The sequence below is a fragment of the Nocardia sp. NPDC055053 genome, assembly GCF_053608285.1.
Genome location: NZ_JBSGVD010000001.1, coordinates 318,879 through 336,237, shown reverse-complemented (window position 1 = coordinate 336,237; position 17,359 = coordinate 318,879). Strand labels below are relative to the sequence as shown.

Sequence of the window (17,359 nt, the reverse complement as noted above, 5' to 3'; positions counted from 1 at the left end):
CAGGAAGTGATGCTTGAAACCGCTGGGAGACGCTGATCGAACGCTCTGATGTCCCCGGCCTGCACCGAGTCCTCACCGGCCTTGACCGGGAGTCGATCGAAATGCGTGAGGTCTCGCCGATGGGTGGATTGCTCGCGCAAGACGAGCGCGCTGATGTTCTCCGCGCGGGGAGTTGATGCGCCGCCACCAGTTGGAGCACGCGATCCGCACCGCGTGCCAGATCGTCGGGTAAACCTGAGTTCACCAGTTGGTGCCTCGACAAGGAAGATCTGTGCGTGGCGAAACTCTGTGCCCTCCGCGAGAAGGACCAGAACTTCGTCAATGCCCTGCTGCGAGCCGGTCTTGTCGACCCACGGGTAATCGCCGAGCGACCGCCAACCGTCCCGGACAGGTACCGTCCCGGTGCCGAGCGTGCGCTCGGCTGGATCGCCTCCTGGTTGTAATCCCAGCAGTGTGGGGTCAGGGGTTCGAGTCCCCTCAGAGCTCCTATCGGGTTCGATTGCTGAGTCGTCGCCAACAGATCAGCGCTGCACCGAGATTCAGGAATCCGCATACTGCGGACGCGGCGGTCAGGCGGTCGTCGGTGACTCGCCCGTAGACGGCCCGCGTCATACGTTCCGAATGTCCATGCCATGCCACCACAACGTCGGCCGGCACCCACGCCGCGCGAATTCGTGACACGGAGCTTTGCCGCCAGTCAGAACGGGGTCAGCCCGTCACCACGGCGGCGGTCGGCGGCGAACTCGATTCCGTTCGGTCTCGGACTCCACCCGCCGCCGGATCGCGTCCACCGTGCGATCGGGCGGAATCCTCGTCGGCCACACCACCACGCCGACCAGGACGGCCAACGGCAGGCCGATCGCGACGACGAACCCGAGCGTGGTCACCCGTCCGCCCGTCCGCTGGTTTCGCCCAGTGTCGGCGGACAACCATCGCGCTGTTCGGCAGCGGTCAGCCACGCGGCCACATTGTCCAGCGACCCATGGCAGACGACCCGGAACGGGCTGTACAACTCCCACCCGTACGGCGGCTCTGGTGCGCGACGGATCGCCATGGACCGCAGCGCGGCCCGTTCGGTCAGCCCATCGAGCCAAGGTTTGATCGCATCGCTCATCGGTCCCCCTGGTGGGTGTCAGGTCAGTGCGCCCACCGCCGCGGAGCTTTCGCCATCGTCCGCGCAGCTCACTGCGCCCGATGTGCCGAGCAGCGTTGCCCGGCACACCCCGGCGGTGGGGCTGAGACCAAGCTTTCCGCCGACAGGTGCCAGGAAGAACGGTTCTTCGGCTACAGCGCGTCTACAACCCCATCGCGCGGCTACCGTGTGTTGTATGGAATCGGGCCCATCCCCCGCAGTCGTCGGGGCACAGCTCCGCGCGACCCGTGAGGCAGCGGGGTTCAGCCTGACCGAGCTGGCCGACCGAGTGCCTTACAGTCGGGCCGCGCTGGGCCATTACGAGACCGGGCGGCGCGTACCCACCGCCGATGTCGTTGCGGCGTATCGACGTGCGTGCGGCCCGCTCGACGCGGTGACTACAGCGGAGGCGCTGGGCCGCGCCGACCTGGACCGGCGTGGGTTTCTCCGTTCCGCGGCCTACAGTGCCTCACTCGCGGCCACCGCCCTGCTGCCGATGCCCGAGCACGCGCGCCTGTCGGCAATCGGTGATGGCACGGGTACCGGCACGGCTGATGTGGCGGCGGTGCGCGGCGTGACCGATGCCCTCCTCCGGTTCGATGAAGTGCGCGGCGGCGGGGCCGGACGGGCCGCGATGACGGTGTTTCTCTCGACCGACGTTTCTGCCCTGCTTCGGTCCCGGTTCACCGACGCTCGTGTGCGGGCCGAAGCGTTCAGTGCGGCATCGGAACTCGCGTACGCGATCGGATTCAGCTCGCACGATGTCGGCGCGGACGGGGCAGCGCTGCGGTATTTCCTGGCCGCACTGCGGTTGGCCGAGGAATCCGGCGTGCCCGGACAGGACGGTTTCGTACTGCGGATCATCGCCTTGCACGCGGGCGACGTGGGTATGCCGGAGCACAGCGTCGAACTTGCCGAGCGCGCGGTATCGCGGGCACGCGGTCACGTAGACGTTGATGCACAGACAGTGTTCGATGTTGCGCTCGCTCGGATGTACGCGGAAGGCGGAGACCATCGCGCGGCGCGGGGCACTTTGCGCAGGATTGATCCGTGGCTCACCCCGACCACGACGACCGAACTTCCGCGCTGGCTGTCGCTGTTCTGCCCGAACAAGGCATCTGTCAGCCGACAGGCATCGAAAGCGTTCGCAGCGCTCGGTGATCTGAGTGAAGCCGAGCGGCACTTGGATATGAGCGCGGCTGCCTGGAACCCGCAGACGCATACCCGGATTCGCGCGCTGAGTGAGATCGAGACCGGGCTTCTGCGCTGGAAGCTGGGACGGCATGAGGACGCGGCCCGATTGTGGCGGGCAGCGCTGCCTGTGGTGGCCGGTGTGGATTCGGACCGCACCCGTAAGGCGGTCGCGAAGGTCGCTGCCGTTGCCCCGGAGGTGGCAGTCATGGCCTGACTACCTTGCCGACGATGACGAACGCGCTGCGGCGGACCGGCAGGAATCCGGGCCGCAGGTCGACGCAAACTCACTGCCATCGCCACCAAACACGCGCCCCGGACGGGCGGCCGGTTGGTCGAGGAAATCCTGGCCGCGCTACCCGTGCAGACCGTCGTCGTTCCCGGGTCACATGCCGCCGAGACTGTCCTCCCGAACTGGCGGATTCATTGAAAACTGTTCTGCTGCAACGGAAACAGATGGCCGTCGATATCGAACGCCGCTCTACGACCTGTCTCGCGCACCTACTACGACAGGAAGCGAGCCGAGGGCAAGAAACACAACGCCGCCCTCATCTGCCTGGCCCGACGACGCTGCGACGTCCTCTACGCGATGCTGAAAACCAAGCAGCCCTACCGAATCCCGGAACCGGTTGCAGCTCGAGGATCGGCGCGCACGAGGTCATAGACATAGGATCGCTCGCCCTTGCGGCTCACCCATACACCCTCAGGAGGGAGCTCGCCCTGCCCCGGCTCATCGAACGGACGGCTCGACACCAGACCGACCGCATCGCACACGACCCATCCGAAGTTGGGCAGTCGGCGACACCATATATCCAGGTCGACCCGCTTATACGACGGGAAGCCATGCACATCCCCGTCACGGACGAATTCATAGGCCAACCCATCAACGCGCCGCACGAACCTCACACCCGACATCGGACCATCCTCACCGAGGACCTCGACACGATCAACCAGGTCCCACTCAGGTTGACGAAAACCATAGGGACACCCCCCGCGGCTACGCGAGGTATCGGTCAGGGCCGGACTCGATGGTTAGCTGGAACCGCTGGGCAGCAGTCCCGCTGAGCCGCTGCCGAGCTGAGCATCTCCGGTGATCTCGACAACAAGGGTCTTGGTGGAAGAGCCCTGGGTGGCCACGATCGTGTAAGTACCCTTGGCCGGCGGGCGCCAGGTGCCGCGGACCGCGCTGCGCTCTCGGTCCGGGTAGTCCAGGCGCTCGGGCGAACTGAGCTCGCGGCCGTTGATCGTCACGGTGGCGGGTAGTGCGTAGTCGGAGCCGAACATCCGGGCCATGACGCTGCAGTTGGCGCCCACATAGTCGCAGGCGACGGGCATTTCGCTGTTACCCCAGGCCTGGATGGTGATGTCCTCCACCTCTGCCGATGCCGCGGGAGCCAGGATGGCTGGGAGAACGAGTGCGCCCGCCGCGAGGGCGGTCAGTCCTGCGATTCGCATGGGTTCGGTGGTCCTTCGCCTCGGTGTGGTCGGCCCCGGCGCTCGCCAGGGAACCGCGTGAAGCGGTAGCGTTCCACAGTTTTCGCGGGGCCGGTACCCCGAAAACCCAGGGCTTGCCGCTGAGTGGAGTCTTCGTTGACTTGCTACTGACTGTCGACTGATGGTTTGTTATAGTCGATACGACCATAACTAAGGAGAAGGCGATGGCAGACATCAGTGGCTACCCCGGACTGCGGCATCTCAGGGGAGCCCCGACCGTCCATGTCAGGCATGTCCGCAGGGGCAAGGTCCTGCACGACGGCACCGGACTGAGCTTCTGGTTCCGTCCGAGCACCGCGGTCCTCAGTGAGGTTCCGGTGGCCGACCGCGAGCTTCCGATGCTCTTCCACGCCCGCACCCGCGACTACCAGGACGTCACCGTCCAGCTCACGGTCACCTACCGCTGCACCGATCCTGAGACGGCGACGAGCAGGATCGACTTCTCGATCGACCCCGACACGGGAACCTGGCGCCAGGACCCGCTGAGCCAGATCGCGAACACCCTCACCGAGAACACGCAGCAACACGCCCTCGAGGTTCTCGCCACGCTCGACCTCGAGACCGCCATCCGCACCGGCGTCGACAAGGTCAAGGAAGCCACCACACGCAAGCTGACCGCGGCCCACATCGGGCTGGAGATCATCGACATCCGCGTCGTCGCGATCCGCCCCGACGCGGAGATGGAGAAGGCGCTCCAGACCACGATCCGCGAGAAGGTTCAGCAGGAAGCGGACAGGGCGACCTTCGAGCGGCGCGCGCTCGCCGTCGAACGCGAGCGCGCGATCAGCGAGAACGAACTGCAGAGCCAGATCGAGCTGGCGAAGCGGGAGGAACTCCTGGTCGTCCAGCGCGGCGCGAACGCGCTCAGGAGCGCCGAGGACCAGGCCAGGGTCGGCAGGATCGCCGACGACGCCAAAGCTGACGGCATCCGCAAGCTCGCCGAGGCCCAAGCCGCCGGTGAGAAGGCGCGTCTGGACGCGTACCGGGAGATCCCCCAGGAAACGCTCTACGCGCTGGCCGCCAAGGAACTCGCGGGCAACCTGCCGGAGATCGGCAGCATCACCCTGACGCCGGACATGATCGCGCCGATCCTGCAACGGCTCACCCGATGAGCCTGGCTCCGCGAATCGTGCTGGTGCACCGGCGCACCGAGCTGTCCGAGCTGCTGGCACGGCACGGAACGCGCGGGCAGGTGGAGTTCTACCTGAGGTCACGCGACAGATCGCTGGACGAGGTGGCGGAGCGTGACCGACGGACCCGCGCGGCGTTGGCCGAGGTCAGTGGTGCGATTCCGCTGGGATGGCGACGCGGCATGGTCGAGCGGGAGGACCTGTCGCGGTTCCTGTTCGCGCCCGAGGACATCGTCGTGATCGTCGGGCAGGACGGGCTGGTCGCCAACGTGGCCAAATATCTCGACGGCCAGGCCGTCATCGGCATCAGCCCGGAGCCGGGTGTGCTCGCCGCGCACACCCCCGCCGACGCGGCAGAACTCCTGCACTGCACCGGCGACACGGACGACCTCACGATGGTCGAGGCGAAAACCGGCGACGGACAGACACTGCACGCGCTCAACGAGATCTACATCGGCCATCCGAGCCATCAGGCCAGCCGCTACCGCATCCACAACGAACGCCAGGCATCCTCGGGCGTCCTCGTCGGCAGCGGCACGGGCGCCACCGGCTGGTGCTCATCGACGCACCGCGAACGGAAAAGCCCACTGCCCCTGCCCGAACCCACCGAGCGCAGACTCGTCTGGTTCGTCAGGGAGGCATGGCCTTCACCGACCACCGGGGTCACGCACACCGAAGGCGAGATCACCGACGAAAGCCTGCACATCGACGTCGAGTCCGACGGACTGGTGGCCTTCGGCGACGGCATCGAGCACGACGCACTACGCCTGTCCTGGGGGCAGCGGTTGAGTGTCGGACTCGCCGCCACCCGACTCCGCCTCGTGCGCTGAGGTCCCGGGACATGGTCAGTGGATGTCGTGCCGGGGTGTTCGCCTGGTCCGTGCCTGGACAGCTGCACCGGACAGTTTTCGGACAGTCGCCCGGGGAGCCGGGTGTGACTCTCAGCGATGAGGGGCGGTGTTCTCGCAGAATCAGGTGGCGCTGATCTCGACCTCGACGGCACCTAGGGCGTGTCGAAAGTGGTGGTCCGGTGAGGTCGGGCTGTCGGTTGCGGTGGTGGAAGATGCGGCACTGGTGCGCGTGTCAGTGACCTGGAGCAGACGAGGTCTCCGGTAGGAGGTTCAGCAGCCGAGCAGACTTGAAGTGTCGGAGATTTCGTGACCAGGGTGTCGGTCGCGGGGCGGGCGGATATGACCGATGCCCGGTGGGCGCGGCTGGAACCGCTGCTGCATAAGGACGATGGACGACATCGGCCGGGTCGTCACCTCTGCCGGTCGGCGGTATCTTCCGGATCGGCCGGTGCCGACAATTCGCGACCGTGCATCAACAAGTCTGTCAGGAGTCCGGGGCAGAGCCGGGCGCGAATTGCCGAGTCCTCATGCAGGCACGTCAGCGCATCGAGCAGCATAATCGGGTCGGTTCCCCAGTAGGCGGCTGGGATCGTCCACTGCTCTTCGGGTCCTGGCCCGGGAAGTCGCCGACGCGCGGCGAGCCAACCGATACGTCGGTGGTGACGCACTCCTGTCTCATGGCAGGTGATAATGATGACATCACCCTCGGGTGTCTCCGCGATGCCGATCTCGATGATGCTGTCCCAGGCGATTTCCTGATCGGTGCCCAGTAACCGGACCCTGATCCAGTGTGGGGAGATCGTGAGCCGCACCAACACGCGAGAGACGACCATCATCGCGGCTATCAGTAGGAAGATCACGCAGAGGGGAATGCCGTACGCAACGGCTTCCCAGAGCCCTTGCAGCGAACCGGCGATTACGGTGATACCGCCGAAAACCGCGCCCGCGGTCATGACCGCGAGCGCGCGCAGCGGGCGGTACCGCAGCACCACCGCATCGGGTTGCCGGGCGGGCAGAACCACCGGTGACAGTTCGGCACGCTCGGCGTAGCGATCGACCAGTCCGATCGCGCCGAGCGGGGCCAGAACCAAGCTGAGCGTCGCGATCGTCGAGTCGTCGATCGCGAATCCGATGACGGCGCACGCCAGGCCGACGACGACCGCCGTTGCCGACGCAGCGGTGCGATAGAAGTGTTCGTCGAATGCCGTTAGCCGCAACGGTAGGGGCACTGTGGGATCGACCTCGGCTTCCGGGGATCGTAGGCCGCCTCGGAGCAGGCGCACCTCGATCCCGATCGTATCCGGGACGGAATTGTCTGCGCCGCGACAAAAGCGGGCCGCCTTGAGTCGCCGACGCCGAGCATGTTCCACTCGGTGAGAAACCAGGGGGAACATCGAGCACGACCATGCCGGACTAGCCTGTGGGACCGAATCTCCCGGCTTCTCGCCAGGCGTTGTCGACCTCATCCGGACGTCGGTGACCGCACTCGAGTTCGGTACCGGTTCGATCCCTGACCTTCGGAAGGCCAGAGGCCGCCCACACCCGCAATCCGTCGTCTTCCCACTGCACCAGGAACTGTCCGCCGTCGGCTCCGATGACGCCCGCGGCGTAGTCGCCGTCGTCGAACTCGACGGTGAAGTCCTCACCCGGATACATCCAGTAGTCCTCGCCCCGAGGTTCGAGCCAGAGAGTCAACATCCTGTCCGAGTGCGAGTTGGACAGGGTGATTTTGGGCACCGGCCGATCCTATGCACTGACGGCTCCGGCGATCATCATGGGCCGCTTGCTCGACACGTCAACAAAAACAAAGTGAAGGCTACCGAACGCACTCGGCATTTTCAGGGCAGTCAGATCGATCGAGCGTTCGAGTCGCCCGCCACGGTCGCAGTGTCTCGCCAACGATCTTGGTCTCAACCGGTCAGCGCATCACTGCTGGTGAATGATGTCCGGTTGTGGAGGTCGTGGTAGGTGCGCTGGTCGGGTTCAGTGTTGAACAGCAGCAGCGGATTTGGGATGGCTGGCGTGGTGGGGAGTCACTGACGGTGATCGCTGATGTGGTCGGCAGTACCCGACCCCTCGCCGTCGGCGGGCGGGGGACCTGTCCCTTGACGAGCGGGAGGAGATCTCGCGTGGAATCGCGGTGGGCTGGGTCGGCTCGAGTGATCGCGTAACGGATCGGCAGGTCAGCGTCGACGGTGTCGCGGGAGATCGCCCGCAACGGCGGCAGAGGCGTGTATCGGGCTGTGGTCGCCGATACGGCATGTCCATCCACGACCGCCCTGCCGAGGCCGATGCCCGTGAGGTGGCCGGGCACTGGGAAGGGGATCTGGTGTTCGGAGTACACCCCTCAGCGGTGGCGACGCTGGTGGACCGCGCCACCCGGTACACGATGGTCGTCGCACTGCCCGACGGGTACAAAGCCGGCGCGGTCGCCGACGCCGTGGCCCGGCACATGGGCAGGTTGCCATCGGCACTGCGCAGGTCGCTGACATGGGACCGCGGCCGTGAGATGGCCGCTCACATCATGATCACCGAAGCGTTGTCGATGCCGGTGTATTTCTGCGGTCCGCATCATCCCTGGCAACGGGGCACGAACGAGAATACGAACCGACTTCTGCGCCAGTACCTATACAAGAACGCCGACCTGTCGAGGTTCACCCGGGACGACCTCGACGCGATCGCTGCGAAACTCAACCACCGGCCCCGCCGCGTGCTCGGCTGGAACACACCAGCCGAGACGTTCGAGACAGCCGAACCCGCGCGGCACCCGTAAGGCCGGCAACGCTCGCAGTCCGGATGTGATCATGCCGACCGGGCTACCCTGTTCACCCGAACGATGCACTGACCGGTGGACCAAGGTCGTTTTCCGAACAGTCCATTCTCCGGGGAATCGTCGGACTCGTACCCGCGCCAACGGGATGAACTTCGCTTCAGATGCTCTCGGGCGCACCGGCGAGGGCGCGAGCAACGGCTGGCATCTGCATCATCTCGCGGATCGCGGCGGCGAACTGGGGGGCCTGCGCGGCCTCGAGACGGGAGGCGAGGTTGAACGGCTTGCCGCGCTGACGGTGGTACTTGATCTGGTCGAGTAGCGCTTCGCGGACCGTGGCGATCGAGTCCCGGTGGACGAGCATCAGAAAGTCGTCCGAGGTGTACACCTCGTAGCCGAGTTGATCGTCGTTGGTGACGGCGAAGTCGTGGAATCTGCGGTCATCGGTGATGACATACCCGACCCCGCCGTGTTCGGCGGCGGCGTGCAGGTGCGCGTCGCACTCATCGGTATACGCGAGGTCGGAGTCGATCTCGTATCCACGAATCCGGCCGTGCTCGGCGACGGAGATGATGCGGTCCCGCACTCCTCCGATCTGAGGATCGGAGAAGTGCGGGTGCTTCTTGCGCAGGTGATAGACCAGCTCCGCCAGAATGTCCTCGGTCCAGCGCAGGTGGAACAGCGGTGGACCGGACCTGTTGGCAAGCAGGCAGATCCAGTCCCGCAGCGTCCGCGAATACAGCACGTTCGCGTCCGGCAGCACGTGGGGAACTCGTGAACTCACCTGAGTGACAATAGATGCCAGTGCCGACCGCCGGTCTCAGACTGTCAGTAGTCCAGTCCCTCCGCCTCTTCGAAGTCACGAAGTTGCTGCAATGCCGCGCGTTGCCGCTGGCGCAGCCGATCCCGGTAGGCAAGAACGTCAACCGTGTCGAGTCGGGTGTGGGTTCCGACCTTGTGCGCGGTGATCTGACCTTCCCGGACTAGTTTCATCAGCGTTGGCCGGGAGATGCCGAGCAGATCCGCCGCCGAGGACGTGGTCAGCTCGTCGGGCATCGACCCGATCGTCACCGTGCCGCCCGCGGCGACGATTCGCACCACCTTGGTGAGAATCTCGGCCAGTTCTTCTGGCGCCACCGACCGCAGGGCCGTCGGGTCGAATGCCCCGGCCTGCGACACCTGATCGGATGTCACCGTCAGCGTCGTCTTCCCGACGCCGGTATCGACCACCGCGTTCATCGTCTCGGACCTCCCTGCTTGTCTTTGCACCAACCGTAACCCGCTTTCACTTACAAGTGCAACCCCATTGGAGGGGTGGGTTGATCACGCAAGACGCTGGTCACGCCATCGGCTGACCACCGAATACCTGCCGGGATACAGGTGTTATCGGGGGTCAGATGGCCTGAACCGCTGCTGGTGCAGCGGCGGTTGACCACCTCTGGCCAGTCATCGCTCGGACGCGGCCCGGCGATGACGAGCACGATCACAACCAACGGCAGGCCAACCGCGAGCGCGTACCCGAGCACGATCACCGGCCGCGGCCTTCGGCGGCGGGGCTGTCTTCGACGCTAAGGGTGCGAACACGCCGAGATATCGGCTTGGGCGTTGGAAACGCGCGCATGGCAACACCTCGTCAACCGCGAATTCGCCGCCGCCGACAAGCCCGAGGAAGCCGCCGACGTGACGCTCAACGTCGTCGTCGGTGGTCGCCTAGTCCCGTCGCACTATTGGCGAGTGTCCGAGATTGTCAGCGGCATCGACCAGCGCGACGAACACAGCGCCGCGACCGTGCGCGAAGCGTTCCACGACACCTACCCGGGATGAGCGCGGAACAGACGAACGAACTTCACTCCGGCAGTGTGGGGGTCAGGGGTTCGAGTCCCCTTAGCTCCACCCTGCTTTCGTAGGTCGGTTCATTCCCGTGGTTCGGGTGCGTCGAGATGGAATCGTCGGCGCACGTCGGGGCGGGTGAGCAGCTTCTCGGGATACCCGGGGCCGGGCCTTGGGGTGACATCTTGCGCGTCGAGGGGTTGACGGCAGTGTCCGCACACGACTTCGGCGACGCTGTCGTGCCCGCACGGTTCGTGGCGGAAGACCAGCGGCGGACCCGTCTGGTCGGACAGCCAGCGGTCACCCCAGCGGGTCATGGCGGCCATGACGCCGTAGAAGTCGAGTCCGGACTCGGTCAGGACATACTCGTATCGCACGGGATGGGTGTCGTACACGCGTTTGTCGAGCAGTCCTTCGTCGACCAGGCGTCGTAGCCGTTCGGCGAGCGTGTTGCGGGCGATCCCGAGCTCTTGCTGGAAGTCGTCGAAACGGCGGAAGCCGTAGAACGCTTCGCGCAGCACCAGCGGAGTCCACCAGTCGCCCAGTAGGTCGATGGTGCGCGCGTAGGAGCATGGCCAGTTCGCGAAGGATGTTCGCTTCATTCATCCAGGGTAGCGGATCTATCAACAAGACTCAGCAGGTCAAATGGGTCCGGTGACTATTGCCAAGTGAGTCTAGTTACGCAACTATGGAGGTCGAGCTATGGCTGGAAGGATGTGTGATGGAGTGGACCGGGCAGGTGTATTCGGATGTGCCGATCGTGGCCGACAAGGTCTATATCGACGCGTCGCCGCAGGTGGTGTGGGATTTGGTGACCGATATTCACCTGATGCCACAACTGAGCGATGAGGTGCGCGAGGTCGAGTGGCTCGACGGAGTGTCGGGTCCGGCGACGGGGCATCGCTTCGTTGGTCGCAACGTCCACGAGTCACTCGGAAGCTGGGAGACGACGTGCACGGTCATCGAATGCGAGCAGCGGGCCCGGTTCGCCTGGGCGGTCGGTGAGCCCGACAACCCGTCCTCGGTGTGGCGTTTCACCGTGCTGTCCGCGGGACAGGGAACGGTGCTCGAGCAGCAGGGGCAGATGGGCCCGGCACCGTCGGGGTTGAGTCTCGCGATCGAGGCGATGCCGGACAAGGAACAGAAGATCGTCTTCGTGCGGTTGCGCGAATTCGAGGCCGGGATCAAGCGGAATCTCGCGATCATCAAGCAGCTCGCCGAACAGGGGAAATGATGCGTACCGCGACGACCGTCGAAGGTTCTGCCGGAAACTGGCGCGACATCGCCGATTTCATCGTCGAGGCCGAGAAGCTGGGGCTGGACATGTGCTGGGTGGCCGAGGCGTGGGGTAGTGATGCCCCGTCACCGCTGGGCTATCTCGCCGCACGCACGAACCGGATCATGCTCGGCTCCGGGATCATTCAGCTGGGTACTAGGTCCCCGGTCCTTATCGCCCAGACCGCGATGACCCTGGCGCAGCTGTCGGAAGGCCGGTTCCTGCTGGGTCTGGGTGCTTCGGGTCCGCAGGTCATGGAGGGATTGCACGGCGTCTCGTTCGCGCACCCGCTGGCCAGGATGCGGGAGACCGTCGCGATCGTTCGACAGGTTTTCGCCGGGGAGAAAGTGTCCTTCACGGGTAAGGAGTTCTCCATCCCGCTGCCTGATGGGGAGGGCCGGCCTATGCGGGTGGGCTTGGCTCCGGTCTCGGTGCCGATCTATCTGGCGACTCTGTCGCCGAAGATGCTGGAGCTGACCGGTGAGATCGCCGACGGCTGGCTGGGCACGAGCTTCGTGCCCGAGGGCGCCGATGCGGCCTACTTCTCGCACCTGGACAAGGGTTTGGAGCGGTCCGGTCGCAGCCGTACTCAACTCGACATCTGTCAAGGTGCCGAGGTCAACATCGTTGCCGACGAGGAGGATCTGCCTCGCGTGCTCGGCGGTCGCAAAGCCGAGCTGGCGTTCTCGCTGGCCGGCATGGGCACGAGCACCACCAATTTCTACAACGACGCCTACAGCCGACAGGGGTGGTCCGACATCGCCGCCGAGGTGCAACAGCGTTGGCGGAGTGGTGATCGCGCCGGTGCCGCAGGGGCGATCCCCGACGAGATGGTCCTGTCGACCACGCTCATCGGTACCCGCGAGATGGTGCGTAGCCGGCTCGCTACCTGGCAAGCCGCCGGAGTCGACACCGTCCGCCTGTATCCGGCGGGGGATACCGTCGCTGCCCGCCTGGACAATCTCGCCGAAGGTCTGGATCTGGTTCACAACCTGGTTCCCTGATCGCCCTCCCCGGCCTGGTCCACGACGGCTCACACTCTTGAGCATTGCTCGACAATTCTGTTGAGCAATGCTTAATAATCCATTAGTCTCGGGGTCGCGACCGAACGCCGCACCATCGAGAGCCAGCGCAGGAGACATCCATGCCGACCACCCAGATCAACGGGATCGAACTCAGCTACACCGACACCGGAGCCCCGCCCGGTCGACCGGACGCCGCCACCGTCGTGTTCGGACACGGCTTGCTCTTCAGTGGCTGGATGTTCCGGCCGCAGATCGCTGTTTTGCGGGAGCAATACCGTTGTGTCGCAGTGGACTTCCGTGGACACGGCGACACTCCGGCCACCCGCTCCGGCTACGACATGGACACCCTGACCGCCGATGTCACGGAGTTGATCGAGCACCTCGATGCCGGCCCGGTGCACTATGTCGGCCTCTCGATGGGCGGGTTCGTCGGACAGCGAATCGCGGCACGCCACGGGCACCTCCTGCGATCGTTGACGCTGCTGGATACCAGCGGTGACGTCGAGGATCCCGACCGAGTCGGCAGGTACAAACTCCTCGCCCTGATCTACCGCCTCATCGGCATGGCCCCGGTCCGCCATCAAGCCGTGTCCCTGTTGTTCGGGCCCACATTCCGTGCCTCCACAGCGAGCAAGCCGGTGATCGAGGAATGGGCTCGCCGGGTACGCCGGTACGAACGCGCGGGCATCTATCGCGCCATCCTCGCCGTCGCCGAGCGTTCCAGCGTGCTGGCCGAGCTCTCCCGGATCACTGTTCCCACGCTCGTCATCGTCGGCGCCGACGATGAGGACACCCCACCCGAGCAATCCAGGAAGATCACCCGTTTCATCAGGGGTGCGCGACTCGAAGTGGTGCTCGACTGCGGGCACACCAGCACACTCGAGCAACCCGAAGTCATCGCCGCGCTGATCCGGCAGTTCCTGAGGAACTCCTGACATGACTGTCGACTTTCCCTTGATCTCCGGAGCCCGGCCGACAACGCCGGCGCTGACACGGATCCTGTCCGACGCGGCCGAACCCGCATCCGCCGATCTGCGCCGCCGCGTGCTCGACACTCGCGCCTGGCGCACCGACTACGCCACCCTCCTGGCGAACTTGACCAGCGCCTCGGCCGATACCAGCGCGGTCGCCCTCGCCGTGGCCGCCGCCGGAATCGACTCGGCACGTCACACGATGACCTGGTCGGATGGCTCGAACGAGCGGGTGCTGACCGAGCTCGACCTCGATGCCGACCGCGCACGGCAACCAGCTACCGCGGCCGTCCATGGAACAGCCGCACCGATCGTCGAGCTTCGTGTTCCCTACCGCGGTCGCGTCCTGCGGGGAAGTGAACTGCTCGATCAGGTCGATATCTGGGTCGGCGACGGCATCGCCGAACCCTCGTTCGGTGCGGCGATCGCCCGTGTCGTGGCCAACCCCGACTGGTTGGCGGTCCGGGGCAGACAGATCGTATTGCTCGGCGCCGGAGCCGAACTCAGCCCGCTGGAACCACTCACCGCATGGGGCGCCGACATCCTGGCTGTCGACGTGCCGAGCCCCGACCTGTGGGAGCGCATCGTTCGCACCGCGCAGTCAGGGGCGGGTTCGGTGCGATGGCCGCAGCGAGCCGATGGCCGAGCAGGCCTGGATCTGGTGCAGGATCTGCGGGAACTCGCCGCGTGGCTGACCTCGGAAAGCAACGGCATTCCACAGGTGCTGAGTATGTACGCCTACGCCGACCGGGGCGCACACGTCCGGCTCAGCGTGGCCGCCGACCTGCTCGCCACGCATCTGTGCGAGGCCGATCCGCGGACCGCGCTCGCCTACCTCGCCACCCCGACCGACGCCTTCGTCGTCCCCACCGAAGTCGTCCGCGCGGGCAGCAGCGCATGGCAGCAACGCGGACGCAGGCAATACCTGGACTGGGTCGCACGGACGGTGTCCGGTGGCACACTGTTCCGTCCCTCCTATACCCGCATGCACGAGGACGGCACCGGACTCGCCGACGTTCTCGTCCCCCAGCAAGGCCCCAGCTACGCGATGGCCAAACGCCTGCAGCGGTGGCGTGGAGTCCTCGCCGAAGACGCGGGGCGCACTGTCTCGTTCAATGTCGCCCCCGCCTCCTGGACTCGCTCGGTGACACGTAACCGAGCACTGGCCGCGGCTTACCGCGGTGCTCACCACTTCGATGTCGAAGTCTTCGGTCCCGATACCTGCCGAATCCTGATGGCGGCCCTGCTCGTTCACGACCTCCACCACGATCGGGCACCACGGTCGCATCCCGAAGCGCTCTTCAGCGACCAAGCCCTGCACGGCGGACTCTGGCGCGCCGCCTACGAACCCAAATCGGCACTCGGCTTCGCCGCCCTCCTCGGCACCTTCGGAAATCTCTTCGGGCGAGGGAAATCTCAGGGTTTGTCCCACTGACCTCGGTCGGTCGATAGGGTCCGGGCCACCGGCGCTATCGACCGACCGATCTGGTCGTGCGCTACCGTCGCCGGTGATCGTCGCGTCCTGGGGTGGGGACCGAGATCGGGACCGGCATGTGCAGGGCGAGTTGTGCTTCGGTGGTGACGTCGAGCCGGATGGTCGTGATCGGCTTCAGCGATCGCAGGTCATCAGCCATGCGTCCGCTACCGACCCGCAGCTGGACTCGGCGCGGGAGTGCCGTGCTTCCGGTCGAGAGCACGTTGGTCTGGCCGAGGATCGCGTGCCACGCGTGGTCGATCTCGGTGTAGGAGGTGAGCGTCGAGACACGCTCGCCGGAGGGATAGGTGGTCTGGGCCGGCGTGGCGACCGACAGCGAAAGATCGGTTCCGCCGACACTGTTCGCCACGTGGGCGGTAGCTCGATCCGAGTCGATGCCGACCTCGATGTCGGTGAGCCACTTGGGGAATCCGTACCCGTCGTGGCCGCGCACGTAGGCGATGTCGGTGTTGACCGGTAGTGACACGACGTAGGAATCGAAGTCGTCGTTGCCGAGGGCGGCGAGCAGGTCGACGAATCCGAGACGTCGATGCTGTGCTGGTCGCACCGCGATCCCGATGGCGGCTTCGGTGTAGGAGTCGATGTCACAGACGTCGTAGCTGAAGAACATCACCGACACCAGTCCCAGGCCCGGGATGACCTCGAGCGGCGCGAGTTCCGCGGGCAGGCGGGAACGAATCGCTCGCGTGGGGGCCAGCATCGTCAGTCGAGCGCTGGACAGTCGATAGTAGAAATTCGGCGTGTGGGTGGTGCCGATTCGAGAGTCCACCTCGGTTTTGGGTAGCTGCCGGAAGTAGTCCACGCTGTGGACTCGCGGGTCGCGGGCGACCTCGTCGAGATCGGTGTTCATCCGATAGCGGTCGTAGAGACCGCCCTCGGGAACCATGACCGTGGCGCCACCAAGGTCGGCGGCGACGGTGTTGCGTTCGGTTGAGGACATGGGCCGTCAACTCCTTTTCTCTCTGAATCTTGTTCTCGCGAACTGAGGACGCGTCCGACGATGGCCGCACGTACAGGTTAGCGGCGTTCTAAGCATTGCTCAATAGCTTCTAGAGCGCTGCTCAATAGGGGTAGTATTCGCCGGATGAGCGCGTCCACCTCGCCACGAGTACGCATGACCGCCGACGAGCGACGTCAACAACTCATCGGCATCGGTCTGCGCCTGTTGGTGACCCGCCCCATCCATGAACTCGCCATCGACGAAGTGGCCGAGGTCGCCGGCATCTCCCGAGGACTGCTGTTCCACTACTTCCCGACCAAGCGCGACTACTACGTCGCGGTCGTGCGCTCGGCCGGCGATCGGCTGCTCGGTCACACCGAGCTTCCCGAAGACGGATCGGCCGAGGAACGCGCCCGGGTGATCGCGGACGGTTTCGTCAGCTTCATCCGCCGTCGCAAGGCCAACTACCTGGCGCTGGTGCGCGCGGCCAGCGGCGGCGACGACCGGGTCATGGAGGTCTATCAGGAGATCCGCACGACCTTGACCGACCGGTTCCTCGACGCGGTCGGACGCCCGGACCCCGACGCGATGACCCGATTAGCGGTCCGCGGCTGGCTGGCGATGGCCGAGGAGATGGCCGTGGAAGCCGACGCGGAACTGTCCACCGAGGATCTGGTCGCGTTCCTGGTCGAGGACCTGCTGCGGGTGGCCGCCTCGGGATCACCCGGTCGAAGGAATTCAGCCGGCTCGGTGTCGGCCGAGGGTGTCCGGTCGAAACGCGTAGGCCACCGAGGCGACGATGGCGGCCAGGCTGGGAATCAGGAGGGTGAGCAGACCGATGTGTGACAGGGTCTCGGACCCCGCGGTGTGATCCATCGACATCTGATGGTGACCGTGGCTGTGGGCGTCCGCGTTCTCGGATGCGCCCATCGCGGCCTGCATGAACGCCGGGTCGGTGAGGTAGGCGTGCATCACCCATCCGATACCCGACATGAGCACGGCGCCGGCGGCACCGGCTACCACCGGCGCCAGCGAACGCGGCAGCCGCCGATCGGTACCGCGGATCGCCAGTGCGGTCAGGCAGCCGGGGCCGATGCCCCATCCCAAGACGAACCACACCGCCATCAATGCGGTCAGCCATCGGCTGTCGGCCATCGCGAGCACATCGGCTCGCCAGAGCATCAGGTCGACGACGGCCGCGGCGCCGGCCAGGCCGACGCAGACCGTGAACCTGTTCCGGGATCTGGGCATCAG

21 protein-coding genes and 2 pseudogenes are annotated in these 17,359 nt (G+C 65.7%); 12 read left to right on the top strand and 11 right to left on the bottom strand.

Features of this window, described 5'->3' with window-relative positions:
* Positions 1-275: 275 nt before the first annotated feature.
* On the top strand, positions 276-443 hold the full coding sequence (locus ACWF82_RS01485; protein ID WP_452496834.1) for a hypothetical protein: 168 nt from the start codon (positions 276-278) through the stop codon (positions 441-443).
* A gap of 273 nt (positions 444-716) precedes the next feature.
* On the opposite strand, the gene ACWF82_RS01480 is transcribed toward ACWF82_RS01485, so the two are convergent.
* The gene (locus ACWF82_RS01480; RefSeq protein ID WP_452496832.1) at positions 717-887 is read right to left on the bottom strand and encodes a hypothetical protein; all 171 of its coding nucleotides are present in this window, start codon (positions 885-887) and stop codon (positions 717-719) included.
* Positions 884-1,114 carry a hypothetical protein gene (locus tag ACWF82_RS01475; RefSeq protein WP_452496830.1) on the bottom strand — a complete coding sequence of 77 codons (231 nt, stop codon included), beginning with the start codon at positions 1,112-1,114 and terminating at the stop codon, positions 884-886. Before ACWF82_RS01475 ends, ACWF82_RS01480 begins: the two co-directional genes overlap by 4 nt.
* Positions 1,115-1,328: 214 nt before the next feature.
* Between ACWF82_RS01475 and ACWF82_RS01470 the strand changes: the two genes are divergently transcribed.
* Together ACWF82_RS01470 and ACWF82_RS01465 are read left to right on the top strand one after the other, a co-directional pair.
* Complete coding sequence (locus tag ACWF82_RS01470) at positions 1,329-2,540, top strand: helix-turn-helix domain-containing protein (RefSeq protein ID WP_452496828.1); 1,212 nt, start codon at positions 1,329-1,331, stop codon at positions 2,538-2,540.
* A 21-nt stretch (positions 2,541-2,561) separates the two neighbouring features.
* A pseudogene (locus tag ACWF82_RS01465) lies at positions 2,562-2,987 on the top strand (IS110 family transposase); the annotation flags it as partial.
* Here ACWF82_RS01465 and ACWF82_RS01460 read toward each other — a convergent pair.
* Both ACWF82_RS01460 and ACWF82_RS01455 read right to left on the bottom strand, forming a co-directional pair.
* The gene (locus ACWF82_RS01460; RefSeq protein ID WP_452496826.1) at positions 2,933-3,238 is read right to left on the bottom strand and encodes a hypothetical protein; all 306 of its coding nucleotides are present in this window, start codon (positions 3,236-3,238) and stop codon (positions 2,933-2,935) included. The pseudogene ACWF82_RS01465 and the gene ACWF82_RS01460 sit on opposite strands and share 55 nt — an antisense overlap.
* Before the next feature lie 117 nt (positions 3,239-3,355).
* The gene (locus tag ACWF82_RS01455; protein ID WP_452496824.1) at positions 3,356-3,778 is read right to left on the bottom strand and encodes a hypothetical protein; all 423 of its coding nucleotides are present in this window, start codon (positions 3,776-3,778) and stop codon (positions 3,356-3,358) included.
* 203 nt (positions 3,779-3,981) lie between these two features.
* On the opposite strand from ACWF82_RS01455, the gene ACWF82_RS01450 reads away from it, so the two are divergent.
* On the top strand, positions 3,982-4,929 hold the full coding sequence (locus ACWF82_RS01450) for an SPFH domain-containing protein (RefSeq protein WP_452496822.1): 948 nt from the start codon (positions 3,982-3,984) through the stop codon (positions 4,927-4,929).
* Positions 4,926-5,777, top strand: a complete 852-nt coding sequence (locus ACWF82_RS01445) for a hypothetical protein (RefSeq protein ID WP_452496820.1) — start codon at positions 4,926-4,928, stop codon at positions 5,775-5,777. The genes ACWF82_RS01450 and ACWF82_RS01445 overlap by 4 nt, the downstream gene beginning before the upstream one ends.
* 431 nt (positions 5,778-6,208) lie before the next feature.
* Here ACWF82_RS01445 and ACWF82_RS01440 read toward each other — a convergent pair whose 3' ends face one another.
* Together ACWF82_RS01440 and ACWF82_RS01435 are read right to left on the bottom strand one after the other, a co-directional pair.
* Positions 6,209-7,192 carry a hypothetical protein gene (locus ACWF82_RS01440; RefSeq protein WP_452496818.1) on the bottom strand — a complete coding sequence of 328 codons (984 nt, stop codon included), beginning with the start codon at positions 7,190-7,192 and terminating at the stop codon, positions 6,209-6,211.
* A gap of 19 nt (positions 7,193-7,211) precedes the next feature.
* Positions 7,212-7,535: a hypothetical protein gene (locus ACWF82_RS01435; protein ID WP_452496817.1), complete on the bottom strand. Its 324-nt coding sequence runs from the start codon at positions 7,533-7,535 to the stop codon at positions 7,212-7,214.
* 224 nt (positions 7,536-7,759) lie between these two features.
* Here ACWF82_RS01435 and ACWF82_RS01430 point away from each other — a divergent pair.
* Positions 7,760-8,571: pseudogene (locus tag ACWF82_RS01430) on the top strand (IS30 family transposase).
* Positions 8,572-8,728: 157 nt separating this feature from the next.
* Here the strand turns inward: ACWF82_RS01430 and ACWF82_RS01425 are convergent.
* On the bottom strand, positions 8,729-9,331 hold the full coding sequence (locus tag ACWF82_RS01425; RefSeq protein WP_452496997.1) for a PIN domain-containing protein: 603 nt from the start codon (positions 9,329-9,331) through the stop codon (positions 8,729-8,731).
* 65 nt (positions 9,332-9,396) lie between these two features.
* Entirely contained in the window at positions 9,397-9,807 is a 411-nt protein-coding gene (locus tag ACWF82_RS01420; RefSeq protein WP_452496815.1) for a helix-turn-helix domain-containing protein, read from the bottom strand.
* 366 nt (positions 9,808-10,173) lie between these two features.
* Between ACWF82_RS01420 and ACWF82_RS01415 the strand changes: the two genes are divergently transcribed.
* Entirely contained in the window at positions 10,174-10,392 is a 219-nt protein-coding gene (locus tag ACWF82_RS01415) for a hypothetical protein (protein WP_452496813.1), read from the top strand.
* A gap of 89 nt (positions 10,393-10,481) precedes the next feature.
* Here the strand turns inward: ACWF82_RS01415 and ACWF82_RS01410 are convergent, their stop codons facing one another.
* On the bottom strand, positions 10,482-11,000 hold the full coding sequence (locus ACWF82_RS01410) for a winged helix-turn-helix transcriptional regulator (RefSeq protein WP_452496811.1): 519 nt from the start codon (positions 10,998-11,000) through the stop codon (positions 10,482-10,484).
* A 119-nt stretch (positions 11,001-11,119) separates the two neighbouring features.
* Here ACWF82_RS01410 and ACWF82_RS01405 point away from each other — a divergent pair, with 119 nt between their 5' ends.
* The 4 genes from ACWF82_RS01405 to ACWF82_RS01390 all read left to right on the top strand — a co-directional run bounded on the left by ACWF82_RS01405 (position 11,120) and on the right by ACWF82_RS01390 (position 15,105).
* Positions 11,120-11,632, top strand: a complete 513-nt coding sequence (locus ACWF82_RS01405; protein WP_452496809.1) for an SRPBCC family protein — start codon at positions 11,120-11,122, stop codon at positions 11,630-11,632.
* A complete protein-coding gene (locus tag ACWF82_RS01400) occupies positions 11,632-12,678 on the top strand; it encodes an LLM class flavin-dependent oxidoreductase (protein ID WP_452496807.1) in 1,047 nt (348 codons plus the stop codon). The genes ACWF82_RS01405 and ACWF82_RS01400 overlap by 1 nt, the downstream gene beginning before the upstream one ends.
* Positions 12,679-12,818: 140 nt before the next feature.
* Entirely contained in the window at positions 12,819-13,634 is an 816-nt protein-coding gene (locus tag ACWF82_RS01395; protein ID WP_452496805.1) for an alpha/beta fold hydrolase, read from the top strand.
* A 1-nt stretch (position 13,635) separates the two neighbouring features.
* Positions 13,636-15,105, top strand: a complete 1,470-nt coding sequence (locus tag ACWF82_RS01390) for a hypothetical protein (RefSeq protein WP_452496803.1) — start codon at positions 13,636-13,638, stop codon at positions 15,103-15,105.
* 61 nt (positions 15,106-15,166) lie between these two features.
* Here ACWF82_RS01390 and ACWF82_RS01385 read toward each other — a convergent pair whose 3' ends face one another.
* The gene (locus ACWF82_RS01385) at positions 15,167-16,105 is read right to left on the bottom strand and encodes an acetoacetate decarboxylase family protein (protein ID WP_452496801.1); all 939 of its coding nucleotides are present in this window, start codon (positions 16,103-16,105) and stop codon (positions 15,167-15,169) included.
* A gap of 144 nt (positions 16,106-16,249) precedes the next feature.
* Here ACWF82_RS01385 and ACWF82_RS01380 point away from each other — a divergent pair, with 144 nt between their 5' ends.
* Positions 16,250-16,951 carry a TetR/AcrR family transcriptional regulator gene (locus tag ACWF82_RS01380; protein WP_452496799.1) on the top strand — a complete coding sequence of 234 codons (702 nt, stop codon included), beginning with the start codon at positions 16,250-16,252 and terminating at the stop codon, positions 16,949-16,951.
* Here ACWF82_RS01380 and ACWF82_RS01375 read toward each other — a convergent pair.
* On the bottom strand, positions 16,844-17,356 hold the full coding sequence (locus tag ACWF82_RS01375; RefSeq protein ID WP_452496797.1) for a hypothetical protein: 513 nt from the start codon (positions 17,354-17,356) through the stop codon (positions 16,844-16,846). The genes ACWF82_RS01380 and ACWF82_RS01375 overlap by 108 nt on opposite strands.
* Positions 17,357-17,359: the final 3 nt, after the last annotated feature.